Source organism: Streptomyces virginiae (assembly GCF_000720455.1).
Lineage (GTDB): Bacteria > Actinomycetota > Actinomycetes > Streptomycetales > Streptomycetaceae > Streptomyces > Streptomyces virginiae.
Window position 1 is genome coordinate 1 of sequence record NZ_JOAK01000038.1, and the last position, 16,865, is coordinate 16,865.

The following is a 16,865-nucleotide window of genomic DNA, read 5'->3' on the forward strand; positions in this document are numbered from 1 at the left end:
ACGGGCGTGCGGCGGGACAATGTCCCCATGCGTACGCTCCGCGCCCTCGGCGCGGCAGGGGCTGCCGCCCTCCTCACCGCCTCGGCGGCGACGGCGGCCACGGCGGCCCCGAGCCCGCCCCCCGCTCCCCGCCCCCAGCTCACGGACACAGCCGTCGACAAGGCCGTGGCCGGCCTCGACGCCTCCGTCGCGGACAAGATGCGCCGCACCGGCGTCCCCGGCGTCGCGGTGGCCGTCGTCCACGACGACAGGGTGGTCTACCTCAAGGGCTTCGGCCTGCGCCACACCGGCGAGAGCGCCAAGGTCGACCCCGACACCGTCTTCCAGCTGGCGTCCGTCTCCAAGCCCGTCACCTCCACCGTCATCGCAGGCGCCCTCGCCGATCCTGGCGACTGGGACGAGCCGCTCGGCGGCTCCCTCCCCGGCTTCGCGCTCAAGGACCCCTGGGTCACCTCGCACGTCACCCCCGCCGACCTGATCTCGCACCGCAGCGGGCTCCCGGACCACGCCGGGGACCTCTTGGAGGACCTCGGCTACGACCAGCGGTACATCCTCGGCCACCTGCGCGAAGAGCCGCTGAGCCCGTTCCGCGCGAGCTACGCGTACACCAACTTCGGATTCACCGCCGCCGCCGAGGCCGTCGCCCGCGACCACGGCGTGAGCTGGCAGCAGCTCAGCGCGGACACCCTCTTCAAGCCCGCCGGAATGACCCGTACCAGCACCGAGTTCGACGCCTACGCCAAGGCCCCGGACCGGGCATGGGGCCACGTGCGCAACCCGGACGGCACCTGGAGCCCCCGCTACGTCCGTGACGCCGACGCCCAGACCCCGGCCGGCGGGACCAGTTCCACCGTCCGCGACATGTCCCGCTGGCTGCGGCTGCAGCTGAACACCGGCACCCTCGACGGGAAGCGGATCATCGCCGCCGACGCACTCGACCGCACCCGCGTGCCCGAGATCGTCTCGCAGGCCGTGACCGGCCGCGGCACCCCGCAGTTCTACGGGCTCGGCTGGAACGTCTCCTACGACGGCGCGGGCCGACTGCGCCTGAGTCACTCCGGCGGGTTCGCCCTGGGCGCCAACACCAACGTCACGATGCTCCCGCTGGAGCGCCTCGGCATCGTCGTCCTGACCAACGGCGCCCCGGTCGGCCTCGCCGACGCGGTCGCCCTGGACTTCTTCGACACCGCCGAGTACGGCAAGCCGACCGCCGACTGGATGGCGCTGGCGGGCGCGAGCTACGAGCAGACCTTCAATGCGGGCCGGTCCGACACCGACTACTCGCGCCCGCCGACCGGTGCGAAACCGGCCCGCGACAGCGCCGCGTACACCGGCACCTACGACAACCCGTACTACGGCAGGGCCACCGTCACCGCCGACGACGACGGGGCGCTCACCCTCGCCCTCGGACCGAAGCCGCTGCGCTTCCCGCTGGCCCACTACGACGGCGACACCTTCAGCTTCGAGACCACCGGCGAGAACGCCGTCGGCCGCACCGGTGTGACCTTCGCCGACGGGACGCTCCGCGTCGAATACCTCGACGCCGACCACCTGGGCACCTTCACCCGGCAGTAGCCGCATAGCCTGTCCCCCGATGAGACGCAGATCCCCGGCACCCCCCTCGCCCCTCCCCCAGCGGGCCGGCATCGACCCGGTCCGGCTCCGGCTGCCGCCCGACCCGGACGGGACGTGGCCGGACCTCGGCAGCTACCTCGCCGCCCGCTACGCCGGCACCCGCGGCGAGGAGTCCATGGCGCACCTGCTGGCCGCGGGCCGGGTCCTCGGCCCCGGCGGGCGGGTGCTGCACGCGCGGGACCCGTACGAACCCGGCGCCTACCTGTGGTTCCACCGGGACATGGACCCGGAACCGCGGGTGCCGTTCGCGGTGCGCGTGGTCCACCGGGACGCGCACCTGCTGGTCGTGGACAAGCCGCACTTCCTGGCGACCACTCCGCGCGGCAGCCACATCACCGAGACCGCCCTGGCCCGGCTGCGCGAGGAGCTGGACCTGCCCGGGCTCAGCCCGGCGCACCGCCTGGACCGGCTCACCGCCGGCCTGGTGATGTTCAGCGTCCGGCCCGAGGACCGCGGGGCGTACCAGCTCCTCTTCCAGCGGCGCCAGGTGCACAAGGAGTACGAGGCGCTCGCCGCCCGCGACCCGGCGCTCACCTTCCCGCGCACGGTCCGCAGCCGGATCGAGAAGGTCCGCGGGGTGATCGCCGCGACCGAGGTCCCCGGCACGCCCAACGCCGAGAGCCTGATCGAGCTGGTCGACGTCCGCGGCGGCCTGGGCCGCTACCGGCTGACCCCGCACACCGGCCGCACCCACCAGCTGCGGGTGCACATGAACGGCCTGGGCCTGCCCATCCTGGGCGATCCGGTCTACCCGGAGGTCACCGACCCGGCTCCGGACGACTACCGCCGGCCGCTGCAACTCCTGGCCCGTGTGCTGGCGTTCACCGACCCGGTCACCGGCGCGGCCCACCGCTTCGAGAGCGCCCGCACCCTCCAGGCCTGGCGCGACCGCCCCGGCTGGGAGACCGGGCCGCAGGCGGACGTCCGGCCCACCGCCGGGCCCTGAAACGACTCGGTCGCCGCGCGGAGGAGTCCTCCGCGCGGCGACCGGTCACACGTCCAGGGCCGTCCCTAGCCGACGGAGCTGTAGGCGACCACGCCCCGGAGCAGGGCGTCCACGGCCTTGCGGGCGTTCTTCGCCACCGTGCTGCCGCTGTCGCCGGCGGCCGAGGGAGCCGCCGCCGCGACCTGGCCGAGCACGTCGATGACCTGCTTGCACCAGCGCACGAAGTCACCGGCCGGCATCTCCGCCTCGCGCAGCACCTCGTCCAGGCTCTTGTCGGAGGCCCACTGGTACGCCGCCCACGCGAAGCCGAGGTCCGGCTCGCGCTGGCCCACGCCCTCCGCCTGGTTGATGCGGTGCTCCTCCTCCAGGGCGTCGAGCCGGCCCCAGATGCGGACCATCTCGCCGAGCGCGACCTTCGCCGCGCCGCCCGGGACCTTCGGCGCGACCGCGTCGTCGGACTGCCGGGCCTCGAAGACCAGTGCCGAGACGCAGGCGGCCAGTTCCGCCGGGCTCAGGCCCTCCCAGATCCCGGCGCGCAGGCATTCGGACGCCAGCAGGTCGAGCTCCCCGTACAGCCGGGCGAGCCGCTTGCCGTGCACCGTGACCTCGTCCTCGCGCAGGTAGTCCAGCTCGGTCAGCAGGGCGTGGATCCGGTCGAAGGTGCGGGCGATCGTGTTCGTCCTGCCCTCGATCCGCCGCTCCAGCGCTTGCGTGTCCCGCTGCAGCCGGTGGTAGCGCTCCGCCCAGCGGGCGTGGTCCTCGCGCTCGTCGCAGCCGTGGCAGGGGTGCGCCCGCAGCTCGGCGCGCAGCCTGGCGATCTCGCGGTCGTCGGCGGCCGCGGCCCGGCCCCGGGAGCGCCGCTCCGGGGCGATGTGCCCGGCCTTGCTCCGCAGCTGGGACGCCAGGTCCCGACGGGACTGCGGCGAGCGCGCGTTGAAGGACTTGGGGATCCGCATCCGGTCCAGCGCCTCGACCGGGACCGGGAAGTCGATCGCGGCGAGCCGCTTGACCTGCCGCTCTGCGGTGAGCACCAGCGGACGCGGGCCCTCGGCGTACTCGTACCCGCGGTGCCCGTGGACGCGTCCGGCCGGCACGCCCGGGTCGAGGACGAGCGCGAGCCCGGCGAACTTGCCCGTCGGGACGTGGATGATGTCGCCCGGCTTGAGCTTCTCCAGCGAACTGGCCGCCTGCACCCGCCGCTGGGCGGCGCCCTGCTTGGCCAGTTCCGTCTCGCGGTCCTTGAGGTCGCGGCGCAGCTGCGCGTACTCCTCGAAGTTCCCCAGGTGGCAGGTCATGCCCTCCCGGTAGCCCTCCAGGCCCTCCTCGTTGCGCTGCACCTGCCGGGAGATCCCGACGACCGAGCGGTCGGCCTGGAACTGCGCGAAGGAGGTCTCCAGCAGCTCGCGCGAGCGGTGCCGCCCGAACTGGCTGACCAGGTTGACGGCCATGTTGTAGGACGGCTTGAAGCTGGAACGCAGCGGATACGTACGGGTGCCCGCGAGCCCGGCGAGGCCGGCCGGGTCCATGCCCCGCTGCCAGAGCACGACCGCGTGGCCCTCGACGTCGATGCCGCGCCGTCCGGCCCGGCCGGTCAGCTGGGTGTACTCGCCGGGGGTGATGTCGGCGTGCTGCTCGCCGTTCCACTTGACCAGCTTCTCCAGGATCACCGTGCGCGCGGGCATGTTGATGCCCAGCGCCAGCGTCTCCGTGGCGAAGACGGCCTTCACCAGACCGCGGACGAACAGCTCTTCCACGACCTCCTTGAAGGTGGGCAGCATGCCCGCGTGGTGCGCGGCGATGCCCCGCTCCAGGCCTTCGAGCCACTCGTAGTAGCCCAGGACGTGCAGGTCCTCGGTGGGGATGGAGGCGGTGCGCGCCTCGACGATCTCGCGGACCCTGAGCCGCGCGGACTCGTCGTTGAGGCGCAGGCCCGCGTACAGGCACTGCTGGACGGCGGCCTCGCATCCGGCCCGGCTGAAGATGAAGTTGATGGCGGGCAGCAGCCCGTCGTTGTCGAGGCGGGCGATGACCTCGGGGCGGGACGGGGTCCAGATCCGGCCGCGGGAGCGCCGTTCGCGCTCGCGGTCGGCCTCGCGGACCATCTTGCCGCGGCGCCGGTCCTTCGGGTTGTAGGTGCGGCTGTTCTCCTCGCGCGCCATGCGCAGCAGGTCCGGGTTGACCTCCCGGCGCGCGGAGCCGCGGCCGCCGTGGTCGGACTCCTCCTCGAAGAGGTCGTAGATCCGGCGGCCGGCCATGACGTGCTGCCACAGCGGTACGGGCCGCTCCTCGGAGACGATCACCTCGGTGTCCCCGCGCACGGTGTCCAGCCAGTCGCCGAACTCCTCGGCGTTGGACACGGTGGCCGACAGGGAGACCAGGGTGACCGACTCGGGGAGGTGGATGATCACTTCCTCCCAGACGGCCCCGCGGAACCGGTCGGAGAGGTAGTGGACCTCGTCCATCACGACGTGGCCGAGACCGCGCAGCGACTGGGAGCCCGCGTACAGCATGTTGCGGAGCACCTCGGTGGTCATCACGACCACCGGCGCCTCGGAGTTGACGCTGTTGTCGCCGGTCAGCAGGCCCACCTTGTCGGCGCCGTAGCGCTTGACGAGGTCGGCGTACTTCTGGTTCGAGAGCGCCTTGATCGGCGTCGTGTAGAAGCACTTGCGGCCCTGCTGGAGGGCCAGGTGCACGGCGAACTCGCCGACAATGGTCTTGCCCGAGCCGGTCGGGGCGGCGACGAGGACGCCCTTGCCGGCCTCCAGCGCCTTGCAGGCCTCCACCTGGTACGGATCCAGGTCGAAGTCGTACATCTCGCGGAAGGGGGCCAGGGCGGAGGCCTCTTCGGCGGCGCGGATCCGGGCAGCGGCGTACCGCTCGGCGGGTGAGAGTTCTTCGGTCATCTTGCTGTCGAGCCTACCCGTCGGCTCTGACAACAGTCGCGATCATTTATGTGAGGAGCCGGATCGCCCCGGGCACGCACTCGGCGGTCACCGGGAGGGGCCCGAGCGGCTCTCCGTCGGCGTACGCGGTCAGGCCGGGCGCCTCCAGGGTGATCTTCCTGGTGCGGTGGACGCTCACCTTCGGGTGGGAGAGGTGGCCGCCCCGGTAGACCTGCGGGAACACCTTCAGCAGGGTGGCCCGGCTGCAGTCGCCGACGACCGTGACGTCGAAGAGGCCGTCGTCGGGGACGGCGCCGGGGCAGATGCGCATGCCGCCGCCGTAGGAGGAGCCGTTGCCGACGGCCACCAGCGTGGCCTCGGTCTCGATCACCGGGCCGTCGTCGAGGGTGATGCGGTACGGGAACGGCCGGAAGGCGGCCAGTTCCGCGATCATCGCCAGGTCGTACTTGAAGCGGCCCGCCGGCAGCCGCATCCGGTTGCCCCGGTCGTTGACCTTCGAGTCGAAGCCCGAGCACAGCACGGTCCCGTACCAGGTGGCGCCCACGCGCCCCAGGTCGATCTCCCGGGTCCGGCCCTCCTTGAGGGCCTGGGCGGCCATCCGTCCCGCCCGGGCGGGCTCGCGTACGGGCAGTCCCGCGGCCCGCGCGAAGTCGTTGCCGGTGCCCACGGCGACCACGCCGAGCGGCACCCGGGTGCCCGCGAGCGCCTGGAGCGCCAGGGAGACCATGCCGTCGCCGCCGACCGCGACGACTGCGCCGGCGCCCTCGCGGACCGCGGCCGTCAGCCGGGCCAGCGCGTCCGGTGCGTCGGTGCCCACCAGGGTCCGTACGGAGAATCCGGCTTCCCGCAGAGCGGAAGCGGCCGGCTGGGCGGCGTGCGCGCCCCGGCCGCGTCCCGCGGTGGGATTGACGAAGAGGGTGACCTCGTAGCTCACCCCCGGGAATGTACCGGAGCCCTTTCGCGGGTCTCGGCCGCCCCCGGGGGCACCTCCCGGCGGTGGCCGGGGGCGTACCTGTCAGGTGGCGTCGTCGTACCCGTTGATCCGGTGTCGTCCGCCGTCGGCCTGTTCGGGCAGGGCGGCCGGGGCGGGCGCGGCGTCGATGGCGCCGATCGGAGCCGGGGTGAGGTCGAGCTCCGAGGCCTCGTCGTCGCTCAGTCCCGCGTCGGGGTCGTTGCGCCGGCGCCTGCGGTCGTTGAGGAGGCACAGGCCGACGGCCGCGAAGTAGAGGGCCACGATGGGCAGGGCCAGCGCGAGCATGGTCGGCGGGTCACCGGTGGGCGTGGCGAAGGCGGCGAAGACGGTGATGCCGAGGACCATGCCCCGCCACCAGCCGGCGAGCCGCTTGCCGGAGAGCACGCCGGTGAAGTTCAGCAGGATCAGCAGCAGCGGCAGCTCGAAGGCCAGACCGAAGACGATCACCATGCGGGTGACCAGGTCGAGGTAGTCGTCGACCGGGAGCAGGTTGCGCGCGTGGTCGGGGGTGAACTCCAGCATGATCGTCGCGGTCTGCGGGAGGATCTTGTACGCGAGGACGGCGCCGGTCATGAACAGCGGCGCGCCGACCGCGACGAAACTCCGCGCGTACTTCTTCTCGTGGCTGTGCAGACCGGGCGCGGCGAACGCCCACAGCTGGTAGAGCCACACCGGCGCGGAGAGCACGACGCCGGCCATCAGCGAGACCTTCAGGGCGATCGAGAACGCCGAGATCAGGCCGTTCACGGTCATGTCGGCGCAGGGGCGCCCGTTGCGCTGGGTCACCACCCCGTTGGTGCAGCCGACGGAGTCCAGCATCGGCTTCAACAGGAAGTTGATGATGTCCCGGTAGAAGAAGGCCGCGATGATCGTGATGACGAGGATCGCCAGGACCGACTTCAGCAGGCGGTTACGCAGTTCGCGCAGGTGCTCGACGAGAGGCATGCGCCCTTCGGCGTCCTTTGCCTGTCGTTCTTGTTTCCCCTGCTTGCGGGCAGACTTGAGCAACCCACGTCCCTTGTCTCGTTGCAGATGACTGGCCTGAAGGGCGTAGGTCAGCCCTGGGCGGTGCGGTTCGGCTCGCTGACCGGCCGGGAGCTGGTGACGTCACCGGGCGCGGCCTGGATGGTGCGCGGGGCGACCGGTGCCTGCGCGGACTGGTCGGCCGGGGCGGCCGCGTCGTCGGCCTCGCCGTCCTTCTTCATGGCCTTGGCCTCGCTCTTGAGGATGCGGGCCGACTTGCCGAGGGAGCGGGCCATGTCGGGGAGCTTCTTGGCGCCGAAGAGCAGGATGATGACTCCGACGATGACGAGGATTTCCCAACCCCTGAGGTTGCCCATGAAGTCTTCCTTTTCTCCGAGGTTCGCAGCGCACCGGTACGGGCGCCTGGGACTGTCTCTACCGAGGATCGTAACCCCAGGGGGTTAACGCCCGGCAATCCCCCGGCGTACCCCGTCTTGCGTCCTGGCCGATTGTCAATCCCCCGGTCACACGCCTGTCGCGTTCGTTACGGCCGCACGTCGTGGCCCGCCCGTGCCAGACCGGCCGCCTCCCGCTCCAGATCGGCCGACGCGGCGGTGATCCGGCGGCTGGCCAGCGCGACCTCCGAGGAGAGCCGGCGCACCTCCACGTACACGCGCACGGCCAGCACGGCCAGCACGGCCACTCCGAGGAAGCCCAGGGCAATTGCGAACATCGGCCACAGCATGGGCCGAGCCTAGGCCACCGGACGCCTCAGATGCTGCGCAGGGTGCTCACGCCGCCACCGGTCAGCAGCTCCACGATGCGGTCCCCGGCCGGTTTGCGGACGGCGGCACCGCACTCGGGACAGGTGAAGGAGTAGAAGGTGGCCCTGCGGCTGCCGCCGATGGCCAGCCGCAGGGCGCCCGCGTCCAGCTCGAAGCGGGCGCCGCACTCGGGACAGGAGGCCTTGAAGGCGACGGGCCCGGACGTTGGCGACATCGACCGCGCCCCCCTCAGACCTGTTCCCCGTACCCCGCGAGGGCCTCCCGGGCGGCGCTGCGCGCGCTGTCCGCCAGCTCGGCGGGAGCCGTGATCCGCCCCTCGCGGCCCAGCCGCAGCGCGAGGCGTCGCAGCGAGCCCGGGTCCGGGGTGCGCAGCGTGATCCGCAGGCCGCCGTCCGCGAGCTCCTCGGCGCTGTCGTGCGGGTAGTACTCGGCGACCCAGCGTCCGCCCGGTCCCACCTCGACCACGACCTCGGGGTCCTCGGCGGACGGCTGGACGAGTCCCACCGACAGGTCGCGCGGCTCGATGGCGGGCGGCTCCGCCCGCTCGTCCAGCAGCCGGATCTCGGCGACCCGGTCGAGCCGGAAGGTGCGCCGGGCCTCGGAGAGGTGGCACCAGCCCTCCATGTAGGTGTGCCCCACCGCGAAGAGCCGGATCGGGTCGACCTCGCGCTCGGTGAGCTCGTCACGGGCCGGCGAGTAGTAGCGCAGCCACAGCCGGCGGCGTTCGGCGATGGCCCGGTCGACGTCGGCGAAGACCCCGCCCTCGGACTCGAAGGTCACCGACAGCCGGGAGCTGGCCCCGGCGGCCTCGCCCGCGGCCGCCTCCAGCTTCGCGGTCGCCCGCAGCAGGGCGTCCCGGTCGCTCTCGCGCAGCCCCGGCAGGGTCGCCACCGCGCGCGCGGCGACCAGCAGCGCGGTCGCCTCGTCGGCGGCGAGCCGCAGCGGCTCGGCGGTGGACTCCCCGGAGGCGTCGGGGTTGCGCCACCAGATGCGCTCCCCGTCGGTGTCGATGTCGAGCAGGTCCCCGCCCCGGAAGCTGGTCCCGCACATGGGCAGCACGTCGAGGTCCGAGATCAGCTCGTCCTCGGTGATGCCGAAGGCACGCGCGACGTCGGCGACGTGCGCACCCGGGCGCTCGCGCAGGTACGTCACCAGGGACAGCATCCGGCGGGTCTGGTCGATGGCGTTGGCAGCCATGCTGGTACGTCTCCCCCTCAGGGCACGTCTGTGGATGTCGCGGTTCGAAAAAGGTGCGGCGGCGGACCGGCGCCGCACCGGCGGCGGTTCCGGGAAAGCCTGTCAGGCCCCGGCGACGGCCCGCAGCCGGTCCACCACGTCCGCCCGGAGGTCCGCGGGCCCGACCACGACGACGTCGGGGCCGAACTCCACCAGCCAGGCGTCGAGACCGTGCCCGTAGGGGATCTCCAGCTCGTCCCAGCCGTCGGTGCCCTCGCGCACCGCCGTGGCCTTGGCCCGCAGCGGGTAGCCCGCCCCGGCCCGCAGCCGGATCAGCGCGGAGCGGTCCGCGCTCTCCCCGGCCCAGCTCGCCACGGTCTCCCGCACGGTCACCACGTCGGGCACCTCCGCGGTGTACTTCGCCGCGCGCGAGCGGACCTTCCCGGTGATCCGGGAGAGCCGGAACACCCGCTCCGCCCCGCGTTCACGGTCGTAGCCGGCCAGGTACCAGTGACCGCGCCAGCACTCCAGAGCCCACGGCTCCACCTGCCGCGTCTCGGGCCGGGCGGCGGTCGACTTGCGGTAGTCGAAGACCACCGGCCGGCGGTCCCGGCAGGCCAGCATCAGCGGCTCGAAGGCCGCCTCGTGGACCGGGATGCGCGGCTCGATGGCGCTGTGCTGGCCCTCGTACGGGTTGCCCGCCTCGGGCATCCCGCCCGCCCGCAGCTTCTGCAGGGCGCCGCTGGCGGCCCCCGCGAGACGGGCCTGCTGCCACACCTTGGCCGCCAGGCCCAGGGCGGCGGCCTCCTCGGCGTCCAGGGAGACCGGGGGCAGCCGGTTGCTGTCCCGGCGGGCCAAGTAGCCCGTCTCCCCCTCCAGGTTCTCCACCGTCTCGATGACCAGACCGAGTTCGCGCAGGTCGTCCTTGTCCCGCTCGAACATCCGGTTGAAGGACTCGTCGTTGCCGGCTTCCATGTAGGCCTCGATGGAACCGCGCAACTCGCGCTTGCTCAGCGGCCGGCGGGTCCCCAGCAGACACAGCGCCAGATTCATCAGCCGCTCGGCCTTGGCAATCGCCATCGACGCCCATCCCCCGTTCTCGACACACACTCGTGACCGTTGACCGTACCGCCCCGGCGCTCCCGGACAAAAGCGAGGGCCCCCGCCTCACGGCGGGGGCCCTGCACTGCTCGCGGATGTTCCGCTCAGCCGACCTTGACCAGGTCGCAGACGAAGATCAGCGTCTCGCCCGGGGCGATCGCGCCGCCCGCACCACGGTCGCCGTACGCCAGGTGCGCCGGGATGACCAGCTTGCGGCGGCCGCCGACCTTCATGCCCTGGACACCCTGGTCCCAGCCGCTGATGACCTGACCGACACCGAGCTTGAACTGGAGCGCGGAACCGCGGTTCCAGGAGGCGTCGAACTCCTCGCCGGTGGAGAAGGCCACGCCCACGTAGTGGACGGCGACCATGTCGCCGGCCTTGGCCTCGGCACCGTCACCCAGCCAGATGTCCTCGACCACGAGGTCCTTGGGGGCCTCGCCCTCGGGGAAGTCGATCTCGGGCTTTTCGAGCTTGTCGCTCACGGAACTGCTCCTCAAACTATGGGACAACCGGGACAGTCTTACACCACCGCGAGGATGTCGAGGCTGAAGACCAGCGTCGAGTTCGCCGGGATGGTCCCCTGCTCCTTGTCGCCGAAGCCCATGTCCGGCGGGATCACCAGCAGGATGCGGCTGCCGACCTTCTTGCCGACGATGCCCTCCTTGAGGCCCTTCACCTGAAGCTGCTCCAGCGGCCAGGTCACCGACTGGTCGGAGGTGTAGGTGCTCTCGAAGGTCTTGTCGTCCTTCCAGGTCTTGCCGTGGAACTTGACGACGACGCTGTTCTTGTCCGTCACCGCCGGACCGTCGCCCTCCAGGACGTAGTTCGACACCAGCTTCGCCGGCGGGGTGACGTCCTTCGGGACGGCCACGGAGACTTCCTTGCCGTCCGTGTTCGTACCGACCTTCGGCAGGTCCTTGTTGTCCTGGGCGACTTCCTTGCCCGTGGCCGAGACCGGGACCGTGGCACCCTTGACGATGTCCACGACGAACACCAGCGTGGCGTTCCCCTTGATCTTCGGCGGCGAACCCTGCGCGCCGTAGCCGAGGTCCGGCGGGATCACCAGCTCGACACGGCTGCCGACCTTCTGGCCCTCGAGGCCCTGGTCCCAGCCCTTGATGACGGCGCCCGCGCCGATCGTCACGTCGAACGGCTGGCCCTTGCCGAAGCTCTGGTCGAACGGCTCGGTACCGTCCCACACCTGGCCGTAGTAGTTGACCTGGGCGATGTCGCCCTTCTTCAGCGCCGGGCCGGTGCCCTCCTTGACGGTCACCACCTTCAGCTCCTTGGGCGGCTCGCCCTTCCCCTTCGACAGGGTGGGCGTCTCCCCGAACTCGGCACCCTTCGTGATCGCGGGCGCTCCGTTCTTCATCTGGGCGGAGTCGGAGCCGCTGTCGTCGCCACACGCCGCTGTCGACAGCAGCAGAAGGGGTACGACAAGCAGGCCGGCAAGTCGGCGCACGTGTTCCTCAGATCTCAGACGGCAAGGCGGTCGCCCGCCACTCTAAGCCGTGCGCAGGGCCCCGTACGAGAGACGTACGGGGCCCTGGCGAGATGTGGGACGTCACACCGACCGCCTACATACCGGCGATCAGCTTCTCCACACGGTCGTCCACCGACCGGAACGGGTCCTTGCACAGCACCGTCCGCTGCGCCTGGTCATTGAGCTTCAGGTGCACCCAGTCGACCGTGAAGTCCCGCCGCTGCTCCTGCGCACGGCGGATGAAGTCGCCGCGCAGCCGCGCCCTCGTCGTCTGCGGGGGCACCGACTTGCCCTCGAAGATCTTGAGGTCGTTGCAGATCCGCGCCGCCTGCCCCTTGCGCTCCAGCAGGTAGTACAGCCCGCGCCGGCGATGGATGTCGTGGTAGGCGAGGTCTATCTGAGCCACCCGCGGATTCGACATGGTCATGTTGTGCTTGCCCCGGTACCGCTCGATCAGCTGGTACTTCATGACCCAGTCGATCTCGGTGCCGATCCGGTCGAGGTCCTCCGCCTCGATCGCGTCCAGCGTGCGGCCCCACAGCTCCAGCACCTGGTCCACCACGCCGGTACGGATGCCCCGGCGCTCGGCGAAGTCCACCGCCTTGTCGTAGTACTCCCGCTGGATCTCCAGCGCTGAGGCCTCCCGGCCGGACGCCAGGCGCACCTTGCGCTGGCCCGTGATGTCGTGGCTGACCTCGCGGATCGCCCGGATCGGGTTCTCCAGGGTCAGGTCCCGCATCACCGTGCCCGCCTCGATCATGCGCAGCACCAGGTCGGTCGCCCCGACCTTCAGCAGCATGGTCGTCTCGGACATGTTCGAGTCGCCCACGATCACGTGGAGGCGGCGGTACCGCTCCGCGTCCGCGTGCGGCTCGTCACGCGTGTTGATGATCGGCCGGGAACGCGTCGTCGCTGAGCTGACGCCCTCCCAGATGTGCTCGGCCCGTTGGCTCACGCAGTAGACCGCGCCCCGAGGGGTCTGCAGCACCTTGCCGGCACCGCAGATCAGCTGCCGCGTGACGAGGAACGGAATGAGAATGTCCGCCAGGCGGGAGAATTCCCCGTGCCGGGCCACCAGGTAGTTCTCGTGGCAGCCGTACGAGTTGCCCGCCGAGTCGGTGTTGTTCTTGAAGAGATAGACGTCGCCCGCGATTCCCTCCTCGTGCAGGCGGCGTTCGGCGTCGACGAGCAGTCCTTCGAGAATGCGCTCGCCTGCTTTGTCGTGCGTGACCAACTCGGTCACGTTGTCGCATTCGGGAGTTGCATATTCCGGATGCGAACCCACGTCGAGGTACAGGCGGGCGCCGTTCCGCAGGAAGACATTGCTGCTGCGGCCCCATGACACGACACGGCGGAAGAGGTAGCGCGCCACTTCGTCAGGAGACAGTCGGCGCTGTCCCCTGAACGTGCACGTGACGCCGTACTCGTTCTCCAGCCCGAAAATGCGGCGGTCCATGACTGAACATTACGCCTTCTGCCCTCTTCTGAAACCGGGTTCGCAGCCGCCGTTTCGATCAGTTCCCCCGAGCAGGCCGCCGAACGGCGGCCCGGAGCCCCGCGAACACCACGGGCGCGCCGCACCGACGCGCCCGCCCGTCACTGCGCCGACCGGGCCTGCGGAGCCACCTCGCCGGAGCCGTCCGGCACTCCCGGAGCCGAACCCGCCACCGCACGGCTGTGACCCGCAGTTGACAGCACCCCCTGAGTCACCATCAGCACCAGCAGCGCCGAACCGCCCGCGGCACACGCCACGCCGAAGCCCCACGCCGTGCCCCCCAGCTCCACCGCCGGACCCGCCGCCGCCGTACCGATCGCCGCACCCACCCCGAAGAAGGTGACCAGCCACGAGAACGCCTCCGTCACCGTGCCCGTCGGCGCGTGCCGGTCCACCACGATGAACGCGCACGCCAGGGCCGGCGCCAGGAACACCCCCGACACCGCCGCCAGGGCCGTCATCGCCACCGGCCCCGGAGTCAGCAGCAACGGCAGGTAGCCGACCGCGAGCAGCGCCACCAGCAGCCGCAGCCGCCGCTCGGGCGCACCCGCCCACTGCCGCGCACCGTAGAACACACCGCCGATCAGCGCGCCCAGGCCCAGCGCCGCCATCAGCCAGCCGTACACCGCCTGGCCGCCGTGGCCGTCCGCGTACGCCACCCCGGCCACCGTGATGGAACCCAGCGCCATCCCCACGAAGAAGAACGAACCCAGCAGCGCCAGCAGCCCGCGCGAGCGCAGGGCCCCCAGCCAGTGCGCCTCCCGCGGCTGCGAACGCCACGTCCGCGACGGCTCGCTGACCACGACCGACAGCGCGCCCAGCACCCCGATCGCGTTCAGCGCCAGCAGCGCCCCGGCCGGCGACCACACCGCCACGAACAACGTCACCAGCAGCGGACCGACGGTGAACATGACCTCCTGGGCCACCGCGTCCATCGCGTACGCCGCGTGCACCTTCTCCTCACGCCCCCCCAGCACGCTCGGCCACAGGGCCCGCAGACCGCCCTCCAGCGGAGGCGTGAAGAGCCCGCCGACCACCACGGCGGCGTACGCCGCGACCACCGAGCCGGTGCCCGCCAGCGCCAGCCACACCATTCCGAGCGCGGACAGCAGCGCCGCCGGCAGCTGCACCCTCGGCTGCCCGAACAGGTCCACCGCCCGCCCGAGCAGCGGCTGACCCACCGCGTTCGCCAGCCCGTACACGGCGGCCAGCGCCCCCGCCAGGCTGTAGCTGCCGCCCTCCGCGCGCGTGAACAGCACGATCGCGATCGGCGCGGTGGCGTTCGGCAGCCTGCCGACGAGCGTGCCCACCAGCAGCCTCGCGGCGTGCCGGGTCCCCAGCAGCTCCGCGTATCCCGCGGCCATGTCGGCCCCCTTCTGCCCGGACCCAGCCGGGGTAATACGTATAACTTGACGCGTCATACGTACCATGGCCACAGTCCACGGGTCCACCCCACGGACCACGAAACCACCCCTGACCTCGCACTACAGGAGCCCCGTGTGACGAGACCCACCAGCCGGGACGTGGCCACCGCCGCCGGGGTCTCCCAGGCCACCGTCTCCCTCGTCCTCGGCGACAAATGGCCCGGCCGCGTCTCCGAACGCACCGCCGCCCTCGTCCGCGAAACCGCCACCCGGCTCGGCTACCGCCCCAACCTCGCCGCCCGCAACCTCCGCCTCGGCTCCACCCGCACCGCCCTCCTCGTCGTCCCCGCCCTCACCAACGAGTTCTTCGCCCGCGTCTACACCGGCGCCGCCCGCGTCGCCGCCGAACACGGCTTCGGCGTCGTCCTCTACCCCTCCCCCGACGGCACCGGCCCCGCCCGCGACCCCTTCGCCTCCGCCCGCGCCGCCCTCGACGGCGTCATCGCCTCCTCCATGGCCGCCCACGCCCTCCACGCCATCGGCGGCGACACCCTCCCCCTCGTCATGCTCGACAGCGACCCCCGCGCCGCAGGCTCCGCCGCCCACGTCAACCTCGCCATGGCCGACGGCATGCGCCAGGTCACCCAACACCTCCTCGCCCTCGGCCACCGGCGCTTCCTCCACCTCGCCTCCGCCGTCGACTCCTGGACCTTCGACACCCGCGCAGAAGCCCTCACGACCCTCCTGGGCCCCGGCACCGAGCTGCGCACCGTACGGTCCCCCCTCACCGCCGACGACGCCCGTACGGCCATGGAGGCCGCCCTCGCGGCCCCCGGGGGCCGGCCCACCGCCATCGTCTGCGACGACGACATCCTCGCCGCCGGCGCCTGCAAGGCCGCCCGCCGCCTCGGCCTGCGCGTCCCCGAGGACCTCTCCGTCACCGGCTTCGACGACCTCGCCCTCGCCACCGCCGTCGAACCCGAGCTCACCACCGTCCACCTCCCCGCCGAACGCGTCGGCGAACAGGGCATGACCGCCCTCCTCGCCGTCCTCGAAGGCACCCCCTGGACCGCCCCCGACATCCCCGTCACCCTCGTCGTCCGCGACTCCACGGGCCCGGCCCCCACCCCGGCCCCGTAGGGGGACCTCCCGCCCCCGGACACGACGAAGCCCCGGCCACCCCCCAGAGGGGGCGACCGGGGCCGCAACACGTCCTGCCCTGCGTCCTACTCGGCGTCCTACTCGGCGTCGTCCTCCGGCGCCTCGTCGTTCGACACCGCGTCCGCCTGCGCGGCGGCCGGCACGTCCGCCTCCAGCAGCCGCGACAGCTGCCGGCCCCGGATCCGCTTGAACTTGCGCTGCTGCGACCGCGTCCGGTCCAGCACCGCCACCTCCAGCCGCTCGGCCGGAATCGCCTTGTCGGCACCGTTGGCCTGGCTGGACAACGCCGCCACCGCCAGCTTCAGCGCCTCCGACAGCGTCATCCCGTCCTGGTGGCGCTGGTCCAGGTAGGTGCTGATCTGCTCGGCGTTGCCGCCGACCGCGACCGAGCCGTGCTCGTCCACGATCGAACCGTCGTGCGGCAGCCGGTAGATCTGGTCACCGGCGGCCGTCGCACCGACCTCCGCCACCACGAGCTCCACCTCGTACGGCTTCTCACCGGCCGAGGAGAAGATGGTGCCGAGGGTCTGCGCGTACACGTTGGCCAGCCCACGCGCCGTCACATCGTCACGGTCGTAGGTGTATCCGCGCAGATCCGCGTACCGCACACCGCCGATCCGCAGGTTCTCGTACTCGTTGTACTTGCCGGCGGCCGCGAAGCCGATCCGGTCGTAGATCTCGCTGAACTTGTGCAGCGCACGGGACGGGTTCTCGCCGACGAACACGATGCCGTCGGCGTACTGCAGCACGACAAGGCTGCGACCGCGGGCGATGCCCTTCCGGGCGTATTCCGCCCGGTCGGCCATGGCCTGCTGGGGTGACACATAGAACGGAGTCGACACCGGCTGTCCGTCCCTTTCTTCTGGGCTCCTAC

At 71.8% G+C, this 16,865-nt stretch carries 16 protein-coding genes; 3 read left to right on the forward strand and 13 right to left on the reverse strand.

The window, feature by feature from the left end; translation table 11 throughout:
• Nucleotides 1–27 precede the first annotated feature (27 nt).
• Together IG86_RS0134075 and IG86_RS0134080 are read left to right on the forward strand one after the other, a co-directional pair.
• Complete coding sequence (locus IG86_RS0134075; protein WP_030902136.1) at nt 28–1,575, forward strand: serine hydrolase; 1,548 nt, start codon at nt 28–30, stop codon at nt 1,573–1,575.
• Nucleotides 1,576–1,594: 19 nt separating this feature from the next.
• The gene (locus IG86_RS0134080) at nt 1,595–2,581 is read left to right on the forward strand and encodes an RluA family pseudouridine synthase (protein ID WP_037943518.1); all 987 of its coding nucleotides are present in this window, start codon (nt 1,595–1,597) and stop codon (nt 2,579–2,581) included.
• A 65-nt stretch (nt 2,582–2,646) separates the two neighbouring features.
• Here the strand turns inward: IG86_RS0134080 and IG86_RS0134085 are convergent, their stop codons facing one another.
• From IG86_RS0134085 to IG86_RS0134140, 12 genes are all read right to left on the reverse strand, one after another.
• The gene (locus tag IG86_RS0134085) at nt 2,647–5,487 is read right to left on the reverse strand and encodes a DEAD/DEAH box helicase (protein ID WP_030833413.1); all 2,841 of its coding nucleotides are present in this window, start codon (nt 5,485–5,487) and stop codon (nt 2,647–2,649) included.
• A 46-nt stretch (nt 5,488–5,533) separates the two neighbouring features.
• Complete coding sequence (locus IG86_RS0134090) at nt 5,534–6,421, reverse strand: diacylglycerol kinase (protein WP_030902140.1); 888 nt, start codon at nt 6,419–6,421, stop codon at nt 5,534–5,536.
• A gap of 81 nt (nt 6,422–6,502) precedes the next feature.
• Entirely contained in the window at nt 6,503–7,468 is a 966-nt protein-coding gene (gene tatC / locus IG86_RS0134095) for a twin-arginine translocase subunit TatC (protein ID WP_030833408.1), read from the reverse strand.
• Between the two features lie 47 nt (nt 7,469–7,515).
• Nucleotides 7,516–7,800: a Sec-independent protein translocase subunit TatA gene (gene tatA / locus IG86_RS0134100; protein WP_030655960.1), complete on the reverse strand. Its 285-nt coding sequence runs from the start codon at nt 7,798–7,800 to the stop codon at nt 7,516–7,518.
• A gap of 167 nt (nt 7,801–7,967) precedes the next feature.
• Nucleotides 7,968–8,168 (reverse strand): hypothetical protein, encoded by a 201-nt coding sequence (locus IG86_RS0134105; RefSeq protein WP_030902143.1) that lies wholly within the window; start codon nt 8,166–8,168, stop codon nt 7,968–7,970.
• A 26-nt stretch (nt 8,169–8,194) separates the two neighbouring features.
• On the reverse strand, nt 8,195–8,422 hold the full coding sequence (locus IG86_RS0134110) for a CpXC domain-containing protein (protein WP_030655956.1): 228 nt from the start codon (nt 8,420–8,422) through the stop codon (nt 8,195–8,197).
• 14 nt (nt 8,423–8,436) lie between these two features.
• The gene (locus tag IG86_RS0134115) at nt 8,437–9,405 is read right to left on the reverse strand and encodes a helix-turn-helix transcriptional regulator (protein WP_030025909.1); all 969 of its coding nucleotides are present in this window, start codon (nt 9,403–9,405) and stop codon (nt 8,437–8,439) included.
• 102 nt (nt 9,406–9,507) lie between these two features.
• Complete coding sequence (locus IG86_RS0134120; RefSeq protein ID WP_030833400.1) at nt 9,508–10,464, reverse strand: helix-turn-helix transcriptional regulator; 957 nt, start codon at nt 10,462–10,464, stop codon at nt 9,508–9,510.
• A 125-nt stretch (nt 10,465–10,589) separates the two neighbouring features.
• Nucleotides 10,590–10,970, reverse strand: coding sequence for an FKBP-type peptidyl-prolyl cis-trans isomerase (locus IG86_RS0134125; RefSeq protein ID WP_037849886.1), 381 nt, complete (start codon nt 10,968–10,970; stop codon nt 10,590–10,592).
• 38 nt (nt 10,971–11,008) lie between these two features.
• Entirely contained in the window at nt 11,009–11,950 is a 942-nt protein-coding gene (locus IG86_RS0134130; RefSeq protein WP_030833395.1) for an FKBP-type peptidyl-prolyl cis-trans isomerase, read from the reverse strand.
• A gap of 115 nt (nt 11,951–12,065) precedes the next feature.
• A complete protein-coding gene (gene pafA, locus IG86_RS0134135; protein ID WP_030655944.1) occupies nt 12,066–13,427 on the reverse strand; it encodes a Pup--protein ligase in 1,362 nt (453 codons plus the stop codon).
• 140 nt (nt 13,428–13,567) lie between these two features.
• Entirely contained in the window at nt 13,568–14,830 is a 1,263-nt protein-coding gene (locus IG86_RS0134140) for an MFS transporter (protein ID WP_030902146.1), read from the reverse strand.
• A gap of 135 nt (nt 14,831–14,965) precedes the next feature.
• Between IG86_RS0134140 and IG86_RS0134145 the strand changes: the two genes are divergently transcribed.
• On the forward strand, nt 14,966–15,970 hold the full coding sequence (locus IG86_RS0134145) for a LacI family DNA-binding transcriptional regulator (protein ID WP_030833389.1): 1,005 nt from the start codon (nt 14,966–14,968) through the stop codon (nt 15,968–15,970).
• Nucleotides 15,971–16,068: 98 nt separating this feature from the next.
• On the opposite strand, the gene prcA is transcribed toward IG86_RS0134145, so the two are convergent.
• A complete protein-coding gene (gene prcA, locus IG86_RS0134150) occupies nt 16,069–16,833 on the reverse strand; it encodes a proteasome subunit alpha (protein WP_030655938.1) in 765 nt (254 codons plus the stop codon).
• Between the last annotated feature and the right edge of the window lie 32 nt (nt 16,834–16,865).